This window comes from Streptomyces sp. BA2 (assembly GCF_009769735.1).
Classification (GTDB): domain Bacteria; phylum Actinomycetota; class Actinomycetes; order Streptomycetales; family Streptomycetaceae; genus Streptomyces.
This window is the reverse complement of the sequence record NZ_WSRO01000002.1, coordinates 7,300,623-7,320,148: the sequence shown is the minus strand read 5'-3', so window position 1 is coordinate 7,320,148 and position 19,526 is coordinate 7,300,623. Positions and strand designations below refer to the sequence as shown.

Below are 19,526 nucleotides of genomic sequence, written 5' to 3'. Positions count from 1 at the left end.
CTGCAAGGGGTCGAGGGTGGGTACCGCACGCCGACGCACCGCCCCGCGGGCGGGGCGTACGGGCCCCGACCCACACGCTGCCGCCCGCGTCTATATGCGGCCCATATCGCTTCCGCACAACAGGTGCGGATGCCTGACGCACCGTCTATGTGACGGGTGTGTCGGCGGTTTGGCGCTCGCGGCCCTCCGAGCGCGCGACGGGGCTCACGGCGGCCGTCACGGTAAGGAGCAGGACGATGACACCGACGCCGACGCCCGTGGCGGTGAGACCGGCGCGGTCGAGGAGCCAGCCGCCGCCGAGGGCGCCGATGGCGCTCGCGGCGGAGGACAGGGCGCCGGTGGCGCCGTTGACCCGGCCCTGTAGTTCGTCGGGGGTGACGCGCATCTGGTAGATGCCGCCTGCGACGTTGAAGAGGCTCGCCACGAAGGAGATACCGGCCAGGGTGCCGATGAGGACGAGGGGGCTGCGCGCGAGGACCGACAGCGGCACGAGCACGGTCCAGACGGCGAAACCGGTCACCACCGTCCGGTACAGGCTCGCCCTGCGCAGCCACCAGGACGCGCACAGGGCGCCCAGGACACCGCCGACGCCGCCCGCGCCGACGACCAGGCCGACGATCGCGGGCGAGTGGCCGCCGTCGTGGACGATCACCATCACCGACAGGAGCAGCACCTGGAAGACCAGGTTGCTGCCGGCGAAGATCCCCACCATCGTGCGCAGGAACCGCCGTTGCCACAGCCAGCGGACGCCCGCGGTGACTTCGGCGCGCAGCGGCTCCCTGGGGCCGGGCGCCTGCTCGGCCGTGAAGCGCCGTCTGATGAAGAGCAGCAGGACGAGGGCGACCAGGGCGGCCAGCGCGTTGGCGGCGAAGGGGAGCCAGCGGGCGAGCGTGAACAGCGCGCTGCCGCCGGGCTGTCCGAGCAGGCCGATGGCCGCGCCGCGCGCCTCGTTCTGGGAGAGCGCGGCCGGCAGTTGTCCGGGGCTCACCACATGCCGGACGGTGGCCCGTTCGGACAACTGATAGACGATCGTCACCGACGCCAGGAGGAACGCGGCGGCCATCAGGTGCGGCAGCCAGAACCGACCGGCCACCTCGGTGGCGGCGACACTGCTGACGACCAGCACGCCCACCACGTCGCAGCCGATCATCAGCTTCCGGCGGTCGAGGCGGTCGACCAGCGCCCCGGAGGGCAGCTGGACGAGGAAGCCGGGCAGCGCCGCCGCGAAGGTCACCAGACCCGTCGCGGCGGCCGATCCGGTGTGCCACAGGACCAGCAGCGGGAACGCCGCCATGGTCAGTGACGTACCGAGCCGTGAGACTCCGGCGCTCACCCACAGCCGGATGAAGTCGGCGTTGCGGCGGAGGGGAACGGGAGGCGATGTCGCGGTGTCCGCGGCATCCGCGGCATCCGCGGAGGGCGGGACGGTCTCGGACACTTCGAGGCGCTCAGACACCGTGCACACCCGAACCGTCCGCGCCGTGCTCCCGCTGCTCCCGCTGCTCCCGCTGCTCCCGCTGCTCCCGCTGTACCGCCTCGTCGACCGCGCGCTGCCACAGGCCCGCCGTGCGGGTCCGCTCGCTCCAGGTCGTGGCGATCACGTGCCGGACCAGCTCCCGTCCTGCCACCGCGTTCGTCAGCAGGACCGCGCCGACTCCCGAGTGCAGCCGAAGCCCGGTCATGGCCTGGTAGCCGTACGCCTGCCCTCCGTGGCCGAACTCCAGGTCGCCCGAGGAGTCGTCGACGATGGTGCTCCAGCCGTACATCCGGCCCGACCTCGGCGTCAGCATCTCCCGTACGAGCTCCTGCTCGACGAGGGCGCCCGGCAGCCCAAGGCGGCAGCGCCGGACCTGGACGGCCAGCGCGGCGAGGTCGGCCGCGGTGCTCCACAAGCCACCGGCAGCGGCCTCCGGGTTGACGTAGTACCCGTCGGGCACCGGTGTCCCGTCGGCGTCGTGGCCGTGGGCGAACTCCCGTCCCGACAGGTCGGGGAAGCGCGGCTCGAAGCCGCTGCCGGTCATCCCCAGCGGGTCGAACACCAGCCGCCTGACCAGGTCGGGAAACTCCTCGCTGGTCAGGTCGCTCATCGCCTGCTGGAGCACCGAGTAGTGCAAGGGCGTCAGATGGAACACCGCGCCGGGCTCGTCCTGCCGGTGCGCGGCCGGAGTGCGGGCCGGGGCCCGTCCGTTCAGCACGTCGAGCACCGTCGGCACCGGGTCGTGCCGGCGGTAGCCCTCCGTCAGGTCGGGGTGCCCGGCGAAGCCGGCCTGGTTGCCGAGCAGCAGCCGGGCGGTCACCGGAAGGCCGTCGGGGACCCGCCAGGAGGTCAGGTAGTCGTTGATGTCGCGGTCGAGGTCGAGCAGCCCACCGGACACCAGCCGCAGCACGGTGAAGGCCGTGAGGTGCTTGCTGATCGACCCGGCAGCGAACACCGTGTCGTCCGTAACCGGTACGGCGTGGTTCGCCCGCTGGACCCCGAAGGCGTGCACCTCCGCGACCTCGCCGTCCCTGACGAGGGCCAGGCTCGCGCCCGGGATGCCGTGCCGCGCCATCACCCCCTCGACGGCGTCCCGGACATCCGGGACCGCGCGGGCGGCACCTCGCCGCGGGCCTCGCGCTCCGTCGCGCAGCAGCGCGCCGAGCTCGGCCATCTGTTCCTCTGCCAGCTTCCGGACGGTCGACTCCTCGTGGATGGCTGTGCGGTGGGTCCAGCGCAGGTACAGCCGGTCGCCGTGGACGCGGGCGTCGACGTCCAGGAGCAGCCCGTGGGGCAGCTCCGTGTCCTGGATGACCGCATGCTCCGGTACGAACGGAAGGGCCGCGTCCCCGCGGACGTCATCGGCGGGCGTGAACCCGAACCGGACCTGCGGTGCAGGCAGAGCCGCCAGCTCCTCCGCGACGTCCGGATCAGGAGCCAGCCAGCGCAGCAGGCCGTAGCCGTGGCGGGGTGCGGGCAGTGCCCTCAACTGCCGGGTCACCGACGTCAGATCGGCCGCGGGGCCACGGTCGCGCGGCAGGCGCAGGGACACCGGGACGCGGTCCGTCAGCGGGCCGACGGTCCGGGCCAGGGCGGCGGCCTCGTCGGACGCCTCCCGGCGCGGGTCGACGGTGACCTCGACGCCGATGCGGTCCGCGTCGGCCCAGCGCGCGAGCACCCGCCCGAGCGTGGACAGCAGCAGCCGCTCGGGCCGGTCAGCGGCCAGCAGCTCGGCGGTCTCTTCCGCCGGGAGCGCCACGGTGACGGTGTTGCCGTCGACCGTCACGCCCTGGACCGCGTGGCCGACCTCGTGGTCGCCCTTGTGGTCGACGGGAAGCGGCGGGGCCTCGGGCAGCCCAAGCCAGGCCTCGGCCTGGTCGAGCATCTCCTCGCTCCCGGCAAGACCGGCGAGCTGCCGGGCCCAGCCGTGCAGCGGTACGGGCACCTCGGGCAGCTGGACCACCCGGCCGCGGGCGACCTGCCGTACGGCCGTCACGAGGTCGGCGAGGACCACGGACCAGGAGCTGTGGTCCAGGGCAAGTTCATGCCCCGACAGCCACAGTTCGTCGTCCGGGATGTCGTCGAAGCGGACCAGCGTGGCGCGAAGAGCGGCGCCCTTGCGCGCGTCGACGTCCGCCGCGCTCTCGGCGACAGCCGCGCGGACCGCCTCCGCACGCCGCTCCGCCGGTACGGCGGCGAAGTCGGCGACCCGCAGCAGGGCGTCGTCGTCGACCTCGGCGAGCCGCGCGACGGCCGGCGAACCGGCGGTGTCGAGCACCAGCCGCAACGCCTGGTGGTGTCGGACCACGGCCGCCAGCGCCTTCCGCAGTACGTCGGCGTCCGCCCGCCCTTCCCACGGCACCCGTACCGTGCGAGCCCCGGCCGCGTAGCCGTCGAGCCACTTGATGTGCCCCGGCAGCAGCGGCATCCCGTCCTCCGGGAACCGGGCGTCGTCCGCCTCGGCCGCCGCCGTCAGCGACGCGAGGTCGCCGAGGCTGCGCGCCTGGAGGATCATCCACATGGCCACCGGCAGCCCGGCCTCGCGGCACTCCGCCAACATCCGCACGGCCCGCAACGAGTCACCGCCCAGGTCGAAGAAGCCGTCCTCCACAGCGACGCCGTCCACCCCGAGGAGCTCGCTCCAGATGACGGCGAGCCGCTTCTCGACGGGCGTGCGCGGGGCGGTACGAGGGCCGCCGGATGCGTACGTGGTCCGGTCGGGGGCGGGCAGGGCGCGGTGGTCGATCTTGCCGCTGTTGGTGAGCGGGATCGCGTCGAGGGTCACGTAGGCCGCCGGGACCATGTACTCCGGCAGCGCCTCGCCCAGGTGCTCCCGCAGCGGGGCGGCTTCCGCCGTGCCGACGACGTACGCCACCAGGCTCTTGTCCCCGGCATCGTCCGCACGCGCCACGACGACGGCGTCCGTCACGGCAGGGTGCTCCCGCAGCCGCGACTCGATCTCACCGAGCTCGATGCGATAGCCGCGAACCTTCACCTGACTGTCGATACGCCCCAGGCACTCGAAGGTGCCATCGGACAGACGACGGGCCAGGTCACCCGTGCGATACAACCGCGAACCAGACGGCCCATACGGGTTGGGCAGGAACTTCTCGGCGGTCAGTCCAGGCCGGGCATGGTAGCCGTGGGCAAGACCGTCACCGGCGATGCACAGCTCGCCCGTGACGCCGACCGGGACCGGACTGCCCTGCGCGTCGAGCACGTACAACTGGGTGTTGGCGAGCGGGTCACCGATGGATACGCAGCCGTCGAGGGCCTGCGGCACGTCCCAGGAGGACGACCAGATGGTGGTCTCCGTCGGCCCGTACACATTCACCGACCGGCCTACGCGCGAGCCGAGCTGCTGAGCGAGCTCGGCGCTCATGGCTTCACCGCCGACCAGCGCGGTGACAACGGGATCGTCGAACCCGTCCGCCAGCAGCAGGCGCCAGCCCGAGGGCGTCGCCTGCATGTGGGTCACACCGTGTGCTTCCGCGAGCGCACGCAGCGCGGTGGCGTCCTTGACCTCGGCGTCACCGGCCAGAACGACCCGCCCGCCCGTGATCAGAGGCAGATGCAGCTCAAGACCCGAGATGTCGAACGAGATCGACGTCGACGCCAGCCAGACACCCGTGTGATCGGCGCCGAGGTGATCCCGCAGCGAGGCCAGGAGGTTGTGCAGGGCGCGGTGGCTGATGACCACACCCTTGGGCCGCCCGGTCGAACCAGACGTGTACAGGATGTAGGCCACCTGCTCCGGGTCCACCGAGACCGCCTCAAAGGCAGCAGGCAGACCATCGATCTCCGCACGGTGCGCGGCAAGGTAGTCGTCCGTGACCACCAGCACAGCCCCGGCATCCTCGGCCATGTACGCGGCACGCTCAGCGGGCAGCGCAGGGTCGATCGGCAGATACGCCGCCCCCACCTTCCACACCGCCAGCATGCTCACCAGCACATCCGGCGTCCGATGCAGAGCAAGCCCCACCACACCGCCGGGCACCACACCCGCACCCCGCAGATGCCGAGCCAACCGACTCGACCGCTCGTCCAACTCCCGGTAGCTGACGCGCTGTTCACCGCAGATCACGGCGGCCTCGTCGGCCCGGCCCGCCACCTGCCCCGCGAACAACTCCAGCGCACCGGCACAGCCCCACTCGGTCGCGGCAGGTGCCGAAAGCGCGGCGGCCAGTTCCTCGGCCGGGAGGTGTGCCTCGCCCGCCGTGCCCGCCGGGTCGGCGGCCATCGCCTCCAGCACCTGGCGGTACAGGGCCGCCAGGCGCCGCAGGTTCGCCCCGTCGATCGTCTCGGCGGAGGCGATCAGCGCGATGTGCCGCTGGGAGGCGGCCACGTTGAGGGCGAACTCGTTCGCGCCGTCGTTCAGACCGGCGGCCACGTCGACGGCGGACGTATCGACCTGGTGGAAGTCCAGGTGCTCGAAGAGCACGGAGACCAGGCGCCGGCCGTCGCCGGTGTCCCGCTGGATGGCGGGCAGCGGGTAGCGGCGGTGGGCCCAGATGTCCGTCTCCTGAGCGTGGACCCGCTCCACCAGCTCCAGCCAAGTACCCGAGGGCCGAGTCGACGGGAACGGCAGGGTGTTGAGGTGCATGCCCAGCACCCGGTCCGAACCCGGAGCCTCCAGGCGGCCGTGGAAGACAACACCCGTGTGGAAGGCCTCGTCCGCCGTGAGGGACGACAGGACCTTCAGATGCGCCGCCAACAGGACCGTCTTCAGGGAGGTATGGGACTGCCGGGCCAGGGCGAGGAGGCCATCGGCCAGGTCACCGAAGGGGATCGACTGCTCGTGCGTCCCCGGCAGGTTCGTGGACGCGTCCGCCCAGCTCTCCGGGAGGGAGGCGGGGGCGTGGCGCTCGACGACGTCCTGCCAGAAGGCGCGGTCCTCATCGCCGTCCAGCGAGGCGAGTTCGGCGGCGACGAAGTCCGCGTACCGGACGGAGGGCGCCTCGTGCACCGGGGCCTGACCGCCGTCCCGCAGGCTGCGGTAGCAGTCCACGATCTCCATGAGGAGGGTGTGGTAGCTCCAGCCGTCCGCGATGGCGTGGACGTACGTGAACGTGATCCGCCAGGCATCGTCCGACTCCAGGTGCACCGCGATCCGCAAGGAGGGGGCGTCGGCCAACGCGAAGCCCGTCGCCTGCTCCTCGGCACCGAACTCCCGCAGGGCCGCATGCTGTCCCTGTGTGCTCTCGCCACGCAGGTCGTGCACCGTCACCGGTACAGCGGACGTGTCGTGCACCAGTTGGAGCGGCCGGGAGTAGCCGGTGAGGTGGAGCGTGGTGCGCAGCGTCTCGTGGCGGTGCGTGATGTGGTCGACGGCAGCGCGGAACGCCTCTACCGAGAACGGCTGATCGTCGGGGATCCGGAAGGAGTTGATGTTCTGGTACGCCGACCTGCCCTGCTCCTGCGCCGCCAGCATCTCGACGAGCATGCCGGTCTGGATCTGCGACAGGGGGTACGCGTCGACGACGTCCGCCGGGAGCGCGGCACGGTCCTCCTCGCCGAGCAGCCCGAAGGGCTCCACGGCGGTGAGCAGGGACGCCCCTTCGGTGCCGGTGAGGTGGACGGCGAGCGCGGCGATGGTGCGGTGCTCGAAGACCGCGCGGACGTCGACGTCGTAACCGGCGGCGCGCAGGGCGCCGACCAGACGGACGGCCCGGATGGAGTCGCCGCCGAGGTCGAAGAAGCTGTCCTCCACCCCCACCTCGTCCTGCTCCAGGACGGTCGCCCAGATTCCGGCCAGCCGCTCCTCGGCCGGCGTGCGCGGAGCGGTACGACGCCCGCCCGCGTAGGCGGTCTGGTCGGGGGCCGGCAGGGCGCGGTGGTCGACCTTGCCGCTGTTGGTCAGCGGGATCGCGTCGAGGGTCACGTAGGCCGCCGGGACCATGTACTCGGGAAGCGTGCTACCGAGTTGCCCGCGCAAGTCGGCCGAGGCCGCCTCGCCGACGAGGTACGCCACCAGGGTCTTGTCCCCGGCCCGGTCCTCGCGGGCGACGACCACCGCGGTCTCGATACCCGGGAGTTCCCGCAGGCGCGACTCGATCTCACCGAGCTCGATGCGATAGCCGCGCACCTTCACCTGACTGTCGATACGCCCCAGGCACTCAAAGGTGCCATCGGCCAGACGACGGGCCAGGTCACCGGTTCGGTACAACCGGGAACCGGAAGGGCCGTACGGGTTGGGCAGGAACTTCTCGGCGGTCAGTCCAGGCCGCGCGTGGTAGCCGTGGGCAAGACCGTCACCAGCGATGCACAGCTCGCCCGTGACGCCCGACGGCACCGACCGCCCCTGCGAATCCAGCACGTACAACTGGGTGTTGGCGAGCGGACCACCGATCGAGACACCGTCCAGGACATCGGGAACATCCCAGAGCGACGACCAGATCGTCGTCTCCGTCGGCCCGTACACATTCACCAACCGGCCTACGCGCGAGACGAGTTCCCGAGCCAGCTCGGCGTCGATGGGTTCACCACCGGTCAACGCCACCACCGAGCGATCGTCGAACCCGGCCGCCAACAGCAGTCGCCAGCCCGAAGGCGTCGCCTGCACATGGGTCACACCGTGCGCTTCCGCGAGCGCCCGCAGCGCGGTGGCGTCCTTGGCCTCGGTGTCACTCGCCAAGACCACGCGCCCGCCCGTGATGAGCGGCAGGTGCAGCTCAAGCCCCGAGATGTCGAACGAGATCGACGTCGACGCCAACCACACGTCACCGGAGCCCGAGCCCAGCCGCTCCCGCAGCGAGGCCAGCAGGTTGTGCAGCGCACGGTGACTGATGACCACACCCTTGGGCCGCCCGGTCGAACCGGACGTGTACAGCACGTAAGCCACCTGCTCCGGATCCACAGCGACCGCCTCGAAGGCAGCAGGCAGACGATCGATGCCCTCACCGTGCGCGGCAAGGTACTCGTCCGTGACCACCAGCACAGCCCCGGCATCATCCGCCATATACGCGGCACGCTCAGCCGGCAGCGCAGGATCAATCGGCAGATACGCCGCACCCAGCTTCCACACCGCCAGCATGCTCACCAGCACATCCGGTGTCCGCCCGAGTGACAGACCCACCACAGCGCCCGGCACCACACCCGCACCCCGCAGATGCCGAGCCAACCGGCTCGACCGCTCCTCCAACTCCCCATACGTGACCCGCTGTTCACCGCAGACCACCGCAGCCTCATCCGCCCGGTCCGCCACCTGCCCCGCGAACAACTCCAGCGCACCCAAACGGCCACCCCACTCGGTGCAGTCCGAGGCGCCCTCGAACTCCCCCTCAGGCAGACACACGACCCCGGCGTCCCCCTCCGGGTCCGCCGCCATCGCCTCAAGCACCGACCGGTACATCGACCCCAGCCGCCGCAGGTTCTCCCCGCTGATCACATCCGTCGTGGAGCCGAGGTTGAAGTTGCCCTTGGTCGGAATGACGTTCATCGCGAACTCGTTGATGCCGTCGTTCAGGCCCTGGGCGGTGTCGACCGTGTCGGTGTCGACGTGGTGGAAGTCGAGGTACTCGAAGAGCACCGAGATGAGGTGCCGGGAGTTTCCGGCGTCCCGCTGGACGGCGGGGAGGGGGTAGCGGCGGTGGGCCCAGATCTCCGTCTCCTGGGCGTAGACCCGCTCCACCCATTCCCGCCAGGTGCCGGAGGAGGGCCGAACGGCCGGGAAAGGAAGGGTGTTGAGGTGCATGCCCAGCACCCGGTCCGCGCCCGGAGCCTCCAGGCGGCCGTGGTAGACGACCCCCGCGTGGAAGGCCTCGTCAGGCGTCAGCGCCGAAAGGACCTTCAGATGCGCCGCAAGGAGCACACTCTTCAGCGAGGTGCCTGCCGTACGCGCCAGTTCCCGCAGGCGCCCCTCCAGATCCGCGAACGGAACCTGCAGACCGTGCCGCTCCTCGCTGCTGCCCTCCGGGTCGCCCCACGTCTCGGGCAGTCGGAGCGGGGCGTGCCCGTCCGTGACCCCGCGCCAGAACGACTGGTCCTCCACGCTCGCCACCGACGCCAGCTCGGCTGCGATGAAGTCCGCGTACCGGATGGAAGGCGCCTCGTACTCCGGCGCCTCGTACTCCGGCGCCCCGCTCTCCGGCGCCCCGCACTCCGGCACCTCGCCGCCGTCCCGCAGTCGCCGGTAGCACTCGACGATCTCCATCATCAAGGCGTTGTAGCTCCAGCCCTCCGAAACGGCGTGGTGGTACGTGAAGTTGAGCCGCCAGGCGTCGTCGCTCTCCAGGAGCGCCGAGACGTTCATCAGGGGGGCGGTCGTCAGGTCGAAGACGACGGCGTGCTCCTGGGCCACGTACTCGGCCTTGCGCCGCTCCTGCTCCGCCGTGTCCAGGCCGCGCAGGTCGCGCAGGGTCACCGCGAAGCCGGTGGTGGCGTGGACGAGCTGGAGCGGCCGGGAGTAGTCGGACAGGTGCATCGACGTGCGCAGGATGTCGTGGCGGGCCACGACCGTGTCGACGGCCTCCTGGAGCGCGGCGAGCGAGAACGGCTTGTCGTCGCGGATCCGGAAGGAGTTGAGGTTGTGGTAGACGGCCCGTCCGCCGGGGCTGCCCGCCATGGTCTCGGCGAGCATGCCGGTCTGGATCTGTGACAACGGATACGCGTCCACCACGCCCGCGGGCAGCAGAGCCCGGTCCGCCTCGTCGATCAGGGCGAACGGGGCCACGGTGGTGACCAGGGAGGTGCCCCCGCCCTGTCCCGCGAGGTGCGTGCCGAGTCCGGCGACGGTGCGGTGCGCGAAGACGTCCTGGACGGACACGTCGAACCCGGCGGCGCGCAGCGCCCCGGCCAGGCGGACGGCGCGCAGCGAGTCGCCGCCCAGGTCGAAGAAGCCGTCCTCCACACTGACCCGGTCAAGGCCGAGGACCTCGCCCCAGACGGAGGCGAGACGTTCCTCGACGGGGGTGCGCGGGGCGACGTACTTGCCGGTGTCGAAGGCGTCGCGGTCCGGCGCGGGCAGCGCCCGGTGGTCGATCTTGCCGTTGGCCATCAGCGGCACGGCGGCCAGCGTGACGAACGCGGCCGGGATCATGTAGTCGGGCAGGGTGGCGGCCAGGTGCTCCCGAAGGAGGCCGGATTCGGCTTCGTCTCCCGGTCCTGCCGGGACGACGTACGCCGCGAGGGACTTCTCCCCCGTCCGGTCCTCGCGGGCGACGACCACCGTGTCGGCGACGGCCGGGTGCTCGCGCAGCGCGGTCTCGATCTCGCCGAGCTCGATGCGGTAGCCGCGTACCTTCACCTGGTCGTCGATGCGGCCGAGGAACTCCAGTCGTCCGTTGGGCAGTCGGCAGGCCAGGTCGCCGGTGCGGTAGAGCCGCGCACCCGCGGGCCCGAACGGGTCGGGCACGAAGCGTTCCGCGGTCAGCGCGGGCCGGCCGAGGTAGCCGCGGGCCAGGCCGGGGCCGCCGACGTGGATCTCGCCGGGGACGCCGACCGGGACGAGCCGTCCATGGCCGTCGAGGAGGTGGATGCGCAGGTCGGTCAGGTGCCGGCCGAGGACGCTGCGCGCGGGACGGCGGAAGTCGTCGGCGTCCACGCGGTGGAAGGTGCAGTGGACGGTGATCTCGGTCGGGCCGTACAGGTTGACGAGCATCGGCTTGTCGAGGCCCACCCGGTCGACCCACGGCTGGAGTTCGGCCGTGTCGAGGCGTTCACCGCCGAAGACCACGGCCCGCAGCGCGAGCCGGTCGATGCGCTCGTCGCCCTCGGCGGCAAGCGCGGCGAGCTGGCGGAACGCCGACGGGATCCTGCACACGACGGTCACCCGCTGCTCCACGAGCAGGTCGAGGAACTCCTCCGGCGACCGGCCGACCTCGGTCGGCACGATCACCACACGGCCGCCGTGCAGGAGCGCGCCCCACATCTCCCACACGGAGAAGTCGAAGGCGTACGAGTGTGCCTGCGTGCACACGTCGTCCCTGCTGAAGGCCATCTCCTCGGTGATGGCCGTGAACATGCGCAGGACGTTGGCGTGGCTGAGGCCGACGCCCTTCGGCCTGCCCGTCGAACCGGACGTGTAGATGACGTACATCAGGTCGTCCGGCGTACCGGCGACTGCGGGCGCGGTGTCCGGGCGGGCCGCGAGGGCGGCCCGGTCCGTCTCGCCGTCCAGGAGCACCACGGGGCCCTCGTGGATCCCGTCGAAGGTGGCGACGTGCACGGTCCTGGTGACCAGCAGGGGCGCCCCCGCGTCGTCGAGGACGTACGCGAGGCGGTCGACGGGGTTCGTCGGGTCGAGCGGCAGGTACGCGGCCCCCGACTTGAGCACGCCGAGCAGGGTCGGCACAAGGTCGATGTCCCGTTCGAGCGAGACGCCGACGACAGTGCCGGGCCCGGCGCCGAGGCCGATCAGGTGGTGGGCGAGCCGGTTGGCCCGCTTGTCCAGTTCGGCGTACGTCAGGTGCCGGTCCCCGCAGGTGACGGCGACCGCGTCGGGGGCGGTGGCGACATGCGTGGCGAAGACGTCCGGCACGCGGTGGTGGACCGGCTGCTCGACGGTGGTGTTCCAGTCGACGAGCAGCCGGGTCAGCTCGTCCTCCGGCAGACAGGGGTCGCCTGCGTCCCCGTGCGGGTCGGCGGCCATGGCCTCCAGGACCCGCCGGTACTGGTCCGCGAGGCGCCGCAGGGCGTCCCGGCCGAACACATGGGTGCCCGCACCGAGAGTGATCCGCCCGCCGGACGCCACCACGCTGAGCTCGAACTCGTTCGTGCCGTCGCCGAGCCCGCCCTCGACGTCGACGGTGTCGCGGTCGACCTGGTGGAAGTTCTGGTGGTCAAAGAGTGTGGTGATCAGCCGCTGGCTGTCGCCGGAGTCCCGCTGGATGGCGGGCAGGGGGTAGCGGCGGTGGGCCCAGATGTCCGTCTCCTGGGCGTAGACCCCCTCCACCAGCTCAAGCCAGCTGCCGGAGGGCCGAGTCGCCGGGAACGGCAGCGTGTTGAGGTGCATGCCCAACACCCGCTCGGCATCCGGAGCCTCAAGACGACCGTGGTACACGACACCGGTATGGAAGGCGTCCTCCGTCGTCACCGTAGAAAGCACCTTCAGATGCGCCGCAAGGAGCACACTCTTCAGCGACGTACGCGCACGTGCCGCAAGCTGACGGAGTCCGTCCTCCAGATCGGCGTACGGTGCCTGCGCCCAGTGGAAGTCCTCCGGGGTGCCGTCGTCGTCGGCCCAGGCGGCCGGGAGACGCAGCGCGGTGTGGTCGCCGACCACGTTCTGCCAGAACGCGCGGTCGTCGACGCTCGCCAGGGAGGCGAGTTCGGCCGCGATGTAGTCGGCGTACCGGACGGACGGAGCCACATACTGCGTGACCTCGCCGCCGCCACCCGTCAACTGCCCGTAGACGTCGAGGAGTTCCATGAGGAACGTGTTGAGCGTCCAGCCCTCGGTCACCGCGTGGCAGTGGCTGACCGTCAGACGCCAGGCATCCTCCGACTCGATGTGCGCGCAGAACCGCATCAGCGGAGCAGTGGTCAGGTCGAAGCCGCGGGCCCGCTCGCGCGCCGCGTACTCCTCACCGGCGGCGGCCGCGTCCCAACCGCGCAGGTCGACGACCTCCACCGTCGGCTCCACCCGCGCGTGCACCACCTGCAACGGCTGCGAGAAGCCGTCGAGGTGCACGGACGTGCGCAGGATGCCGTGACGGGATACGACCACGTCCACGGCCTGCTGGAGGGCATCGGCGTCCAACGGCCGCTCGTCCGGGATCCGGAACGAGTTGATGTTGTGGTAGACATCCCGGCCCTCGCTCCGCGCGGCCAGCATCTCCACGACCATGCCGGTCTGGATCTGCGACAGCGGATACGCGTCCACGACGTCCACCGGCAGGGCAAGCCGGTCCTCCGCGCTGATCAGCGCGAACGGCTCGACCGCCGCCGTCACTTCGGCGGCCGACCGCCCCTCGGCCACGACGGCGAGCGCGGCGATCGTGCGGTGCTCGAAGATCTCCCGTACGTCGATGTCGTACCCGGCGGCCCGCAACGCGCCCACCAGGCGGACGGCCCTGATGGAGTCACCGCCGACCTCGAAGAAGCTGTCCTCGACGCCCACCTCGGCCACGTTCAGGATCTCGCCCCACACCGCGGCCAGGCGCTCCTCGACCGGGGTCCGGGGCGCGAGACGGTGGGCGGTGGCGAAGGCGTCGCTGTCGGGCAGGGGCAGGGCGCGGTGGTCGAGCTTGCCGTTGGTGGTCAGGGGGACGGTGTCGATGGGGACGAAGGCCGCCGGGACCATGTACTCCGGCAGGACGGACGCCAGGCGGTCGCGGAGTTCCGCGGCGGTCGGCGCGGGTCCTGCCGGGACGAGGTAGCCGGTGAGGACCTTGTGTCCGGGGTTGGGCTCGGTGAGGGTCACGACGGCGTCGCGCACCGCCGGGTGCTCGCGCAGCCGGCTCTCGACCTCACCGAGCTCGATCCGATAGCCGCGCACCTTGACCTGGTCGTCGATGCGGCCGAGGAAGTCCAGGGACCCGTCGGGCAGTCGGCGGGCCAGGTCGCCGGTGCGGTAGAGCCGCGCGCCCGTGGGCCCGAACGGGTCGGGCACGAAGCGTTCCGCGGTCAGCGCGGGCCGGCCGAGGTAGCCGCGGGCGACGGCCGGGCCGCCCACGTACAGCTCGCCGGGCACGCCGACCGGCACGAGGTGTCCGTGCGGGTCGAGGAGGTGGGCGCTCAGGTCGGCCAGGGGGTGGCCGATGTCGCTGCGGCGGGGGTGGGCGAGGTCGTCGGCACCGATGAGGTGGTAGCAGGCGTGCATCGTGGTCTCGGTCGGCCCGTAGAGGTTGACCAGGACCGGCTCGTCGAGGCCCATCCGGTCCACCCACGGCCGCAGTTCGGCCGTCTCCAGCTTCTCGCCGCCGAAGCCGACCAGGCGCAGGGCGAGCCGGTCGAAGCGGGGGTCGCCGTCGCCGGCGGGCGCGCTGAGGGCGCGGAACGCCGTCGGGGTCTGCAACAGCACGGTGACCTGTTCCGCGACGAGCAGGTCGAGGAACTCCTCCGGCGAGCGGACGACGTCCGGCGGCACGACCACCAGGCGACCGCCGTGCAGCAGGGCGCTCCACATCTCCCAGACGGACACGTCGAACGCGTACGAGTGGGCCTGTGTCACGACGTCGGTGTCACCGAACGCGAACTGCTCACGGGTCGCGCGGAACAGCCGCAGCACGTTGGCGTGGCTGACACCGACGCCCTTGGGCGTGCCGGTGGATCCGGAGGTGTAGATCACGTAGGCCAGGTCGTCGGGGCTGTTCAGCCCCTCGGGCGCGGTGGCCGGCCAGGCGCTCGCGTCCTCCATGTCGACGAGGAGCAGCTCGCCCTCGAAGTCATCCGTCACCCGTTCCGCGAGTCCGCTCGCGCTGACCAGGACGCCGGCCCGCGCGTCGGTCAGGATGTGGACGAGGCGGTCGTCGGGGTTGTGCGGGTCCAGCGGCACATAGGCGGCACCCGACTTCAGGACGCCGAGCAGGGTCGGCATCAGGTCGAGGTCGCGGTCCAGGAGGACGGCGACGACGGTGTCCGGTCCTGCGCCGAAGTCGCGCAGCCGGTGCGCGATCCCGTTGGCGCGCGCGTCCAGTTCGGCGTACGTCAGACGGCGGTCGCCGCACGTCACGGCGGTGTGGTCGGGCGTACGGGCGGCCTGGGCGGCGAACGCCTGGTGCACGCACTGCTCGGCCGTAATGTCCGTGGTGTTCGTGGTGTTCCAGTCGACCAGGAGCCGGTCGAGATCGTCCTGAGCGAGGGGCACCACCGTGGCATCCCCGTCCGGGTCGGCGGCCATGGCCTCCAGGACCCGCCGGTACAGATCGCCGATCCTGCGCAGTGCGTCCCGGCCGAGTACGTCGGTGGAGGTGCCGAGGTTGAACCGGCCGTTGCCGGAGACCACGCTCAGCGCGAACTCGTTCGGCGACGAGTTGAGTCCGGCGTCCATGTCCACGGCGTCGCGGTCGACCTGATGGAAGTTCTGGTGCTCGAAGAGCACGGAGATCAGCCGCTGAGCCTCGCCCAAGTCCCGCTGGATGGCGGGCAGGGGGTAGCGGCGGTGGGCCCAGATGTCCGTCTCCTGGGCGTACACCCCCTCCACCAGCTCAAGCCAGCTGCCGGAGGGCCGAGTCGCCGGGAACGGCAGCGTGTTGAGGTGCATGCCCAACACCCGCTCCGCATCCGGAGCCTCAAGACGACCGTGGTACACGACACCGGTATGGAAGGCGTCCTCCGTCGTCACCGTAGAAAGCACCTTCAGATGCGCCGCAAGGAGCACACTCTTCAGCGACGTACGCGCACGGGCCGCCAGGCGCCCCAGGCCCTCTTCCAGGTCGGCGAAAGGAACGTACACACGGTGGTGGTCACCGGCGTCGCCGTCCTCGTCGGCCCAGGTGTCGGGCAGCGCCAGCGGAGCGTGCCCGCGCACCACGTCCTGCCAGAAGGCGCGGTCCTCGTCGCTCGCCAGGGAGTCGAGTTCGGCCGCGACGAAGTCGGCGTACCGCACGGCGGGCGCCACGAACGCGGCCGGCTCACGCCCCTCGCGCAGCTCGCGGTAGCAGTCGAGGATCTCCATGAGGAGGGAGTGATAGCTCCAGCCCTCGGTCGCCGCGTGGCAGTGGCTCAGCGTCAGCCGCCAGGCACTGTCGGACTCCAGCTGGACGCCGATCCGCAGCAGCGGCGCGGAGTCCAGGTCGAAGCCGGCGGCACGGTCCCCGTCCGCGTACGCCCGGCCGAGCCGCTGCTGTTCGGCGGCGTCGAGCCCCCGCCAGTCGTGCACGGTCACGGGCAGGACGGCCGAGGCGTGGACGAGCTGCAACGGCTGTGAGTAGCCGGACAGATGCATCGACGTACGCAGGATGTCGTGGCGCGCGACGACGGTGTCCACGGCCGCCCGGAAGGCCTCCGCCGAGAACGCGTGCTCGTCCGGGATCCGGAAGGACGTCAGGTTGTGGTACGTGTGCAGCTCACCGGCCCGTAGCAGCTCCACCAGCATGCCGGTCTGGATCTGCGACAGCGGATAGGCATCCACCACGTCCCCGGGCAGAGCGGCACGGTCCTCCGCTGACACGAGCGCGAACGGCGCCACGGCACGGATCAGTGAGGCACCCCCGCCCTGCCCGGACAGTCGGGCGGCGAGCGCGGCGATCGTGCGGTGCTCGAAGATCTCCCGTACGTCGATGTCGTACCCGGCGGCCCGCAACGCGCCCACCAGACGGACGGCCCGGATGGAGTCACCGCCGACCTCGAAGAAGCTGTCCTCGACGCCCACTTCGGCCACATCGAGGATCTCGCCCCACACCGCCGCAAGACGCTCCTCGGCAGGCGTACGGGGAGCGATGTGCCGGCCGCCTGTGTAGGCGGTCTGGTCGGGGGCGGGCAGGGCACGGTGGTCGAGCTTGCCGTTGGTGGTAAGCGGGATCGCGTCGATGGCCACGAAGGCCGCCGGGACCATGTAGTCCGGCAGGACCGGCGCGAGGTGTTCCCGCAGCGATGCCGCGTCCGCTCCGCCGACGGCGTACGCCACCAGGGACTTCTCTCCGGCCTGGCTCTCACGGGCCACGACCACGGCGTCCTTGATCGCCGGGTGCTCACGCAGCCGGTTTTCGATCTCACCGAGCTCGATCCGATAACCACGGATCTTGACCTGCTTGTCGATACGACCGAGAGACTCCAGACTCCCGTCCGCGCGCCGCAGCGCCAGGTCACCACTGCGGTACAACCGCGAACCAGCCGGACCGAACGGGTCCGGCACGAACCGCTCGGCGGTCAGCTGCGGCCGCCCGAGGTACCCGCGTGACACCGCCGGACCGGAGACATAGATCTCCCCCGGAACTCCGATGGGCACCAACCGGCCCTGCGCGTCGAAGAGATGAATGACGGTATCGGCGAGCGGATACCCGACCGGGCTGAGCGCCGGATGAGCCAGGTCCTCGCCGGTGATGCGGTGGTAGGTGGAGTGCACGGTGGTCTCGGTGATTCCGTACATGTTCACCAGCGCCGGACGTTCGACACCGACACGGTCGGTCCAGGGCCGCAGCTCACTCAGATCCAGCCGCTCTCCGGCGAACACCACGGCACGCAGAGCGAGTTGACCGATCCGCGGATCGCCCTCCCCCGCAAGCGCCGTCAGCGACCGAAACGCCGTAGGCGTCTGACACAGAATCGTCGCCCGCTCCTGGACGAGCAGGTCCAGGAACTCATCCGGCGACCGCGTCACCTGCGCCGGCACCACCAGCAGCGTCCCACCGTGCAGGAGCGCACCCCACATCTCCCACACCGACACATCAAACGCATACGAGTGGAACAGCGGCCACACATCATCGGCGCCGAACCCGAAGTGCTGCTCACTGCTGCTGAACAACCGCAGCACATTGGCGTGACTGAGCCCGACACCCTTCGGCTTGCCCGTAGAACCCGACGTATAGATCACGTAGATCAGATCGTCCGGCACACCCTCGGTGACCGGCGCCACAGGCAGACACGCGTCGATCAGAGCCCTGTCATCGACATCGTCGATCACAACCAGACGCCCGGTGAAGGAAGACAACCGGTCAACCAGGCTGCTCTGCGTCACCAGGATCGGCGCGGCCGCATCCTCCAGGATCGTCGCCAACCGCTCATCCGGATTCGCAGGATCCAACGGCAGATAGGCCGCGCCCGACTTCAACACACCCAACAGAGACGGGAACAGATCGATCCCCCGCTCCAGCGAAAGCCCGACCAGAGTGTCGGGACCGGCGCCGAGGCCGACCAAGTGGTGGGCGATCTGATTGGCGCGCGCGTCCAGTTCGGCGTACGTCAGACGTTGGTCGCCGCAGGTGACGGCGGTGCGGTCGGGCGTACGGGCGGCCTGGGCGGCGAAGACCTCGTGCACCCTCCGATCGACCGGCACCTCGACCGCCGCACCGGCACCCCACTCGCCCAGCAGACGCTCCTCCTCGCCCTCCGGCAGATACACCGAACCCGCGTCACCCAGCGGATCAGCGGCCATGGCCACCAGAACCCGCCGGTACATCGAGGCAAGGCGCCCCATGTTCTCGCGGCTCACAACTCGCGTTGTTGAGCCGAGGTTGATGTTGCCGCCGGCCGCGATCGCGCTCAGCGCGAACTCGTTGCCGCCCGCGTCCTGGTTCGACGCCGTGTCGACGACGTCGGTGTCGACCTGGTGGAAGTTCTGGTGGTCGAACAGCGTCGTCACCAGGCGCTGGGGCTCGCCCGAGTCCCGCTGGATGGCGGGAAGCGGGTAACGGCGGTGGGCCCAGATGCCTGCCTCCTGCGCGAACACCTCCTCGACGAGAGCCAGCCACGTACCGGAAGACGGCCGAGTCGCCGGGAACGGCAGCGTGTTGAGGTGCATACCCAAGACGCGCTCGGCATCCGGAGCCTCCAGACGACCGTGATACACGACACCCGTGTGGAAGGCGTCCTCCCCCGTCACCATCGAAAGGACCTTCAGATGCGCCGCCAGCAACACACTCTTCAGCGAGGCGCCGGCTCGTTCCGCCAGGCCCTTGAGGCCTTCTTCGAGATCACCGAAGGGGGCCTGGACCCAGTAGCGGTCACTGGTGTCGCCGTTGGTGTCGGCCCAGGTGGCGGGGAGGCGCAGTGCGGTGTGGGTGCCGACGACGTTCTGCCAGAAGGCGCGGTCGTCGTCGCTCGCCAGGGAGGTGAGTTCGGCCGCGATGTAGTCGGCGTAGCGGACGGACGGAGCCTCGTAGGCGGGCGGCTCGTCGCCGTCCTTCAAGTACCGGTAGGCGTCGAGGAGTTCCATGAGGAACGTGTTGAGCGTCCAGCCCTCGGTCACCGCGTGGCAGTGGCTGACCGTCAGACGCCAGGCGTCATCCGACTCGATGTGCGCGCAGATCCGCATCAGCGGAGCAGTGGTCGGCTCAAAGCCACGGGCCCGCTCGCGCGCCGCGTACTCCTCACCCGCCGCAGCGACGTCCCGCCCACGCAGATCCTCGATCTCGACGGTCAAGTCGCCCTGCGAATGCACCACTTGTAGCGGCTGGGAGTAGCCGTCCAGGTGCACCGAGGTGCGCAGGACGTCGTGTCGGGCGACGAC

General features: G+C 70.9%; 2 protein-coding genes (1 of these 2 only partly in view). Both read right to left on the bottom strand.

Features of this window, described 5'->3' with window-relative positions; genetic code table 11:
• Window positions 1–145: 145 nt before the first annotated feature.
• On the bottom strand, window positions 146–1,456 hold the full coding sequence (locus tag E5671_RS35470) for an MFS transporter (protein WP_160507935.1): 1,311 nt from the start codon (window positions 1,454–1,456) through the stop codon (window positions 146–148).
• Window positions 1,449–19,526 carry the 3' portion of a non-ribosomal peptide synthase/polyketide synthase gene (locus E5671_RS35465; RefSeq protein ID WP_160507934.1) on the bottom strand. It continues 12,921 nt past the right edge of the window, so the window shows 18,078 of its 30,999 coding nt (coding positions 12,922–30,999); the start codon falls outside the window, past its right edge; the stop codon is at window positions 1,449–1,451. The genes E5671_RS35470 and E5671_RS35465 overlap by 8 nt, the downstream gene beginning before the upstream one ends.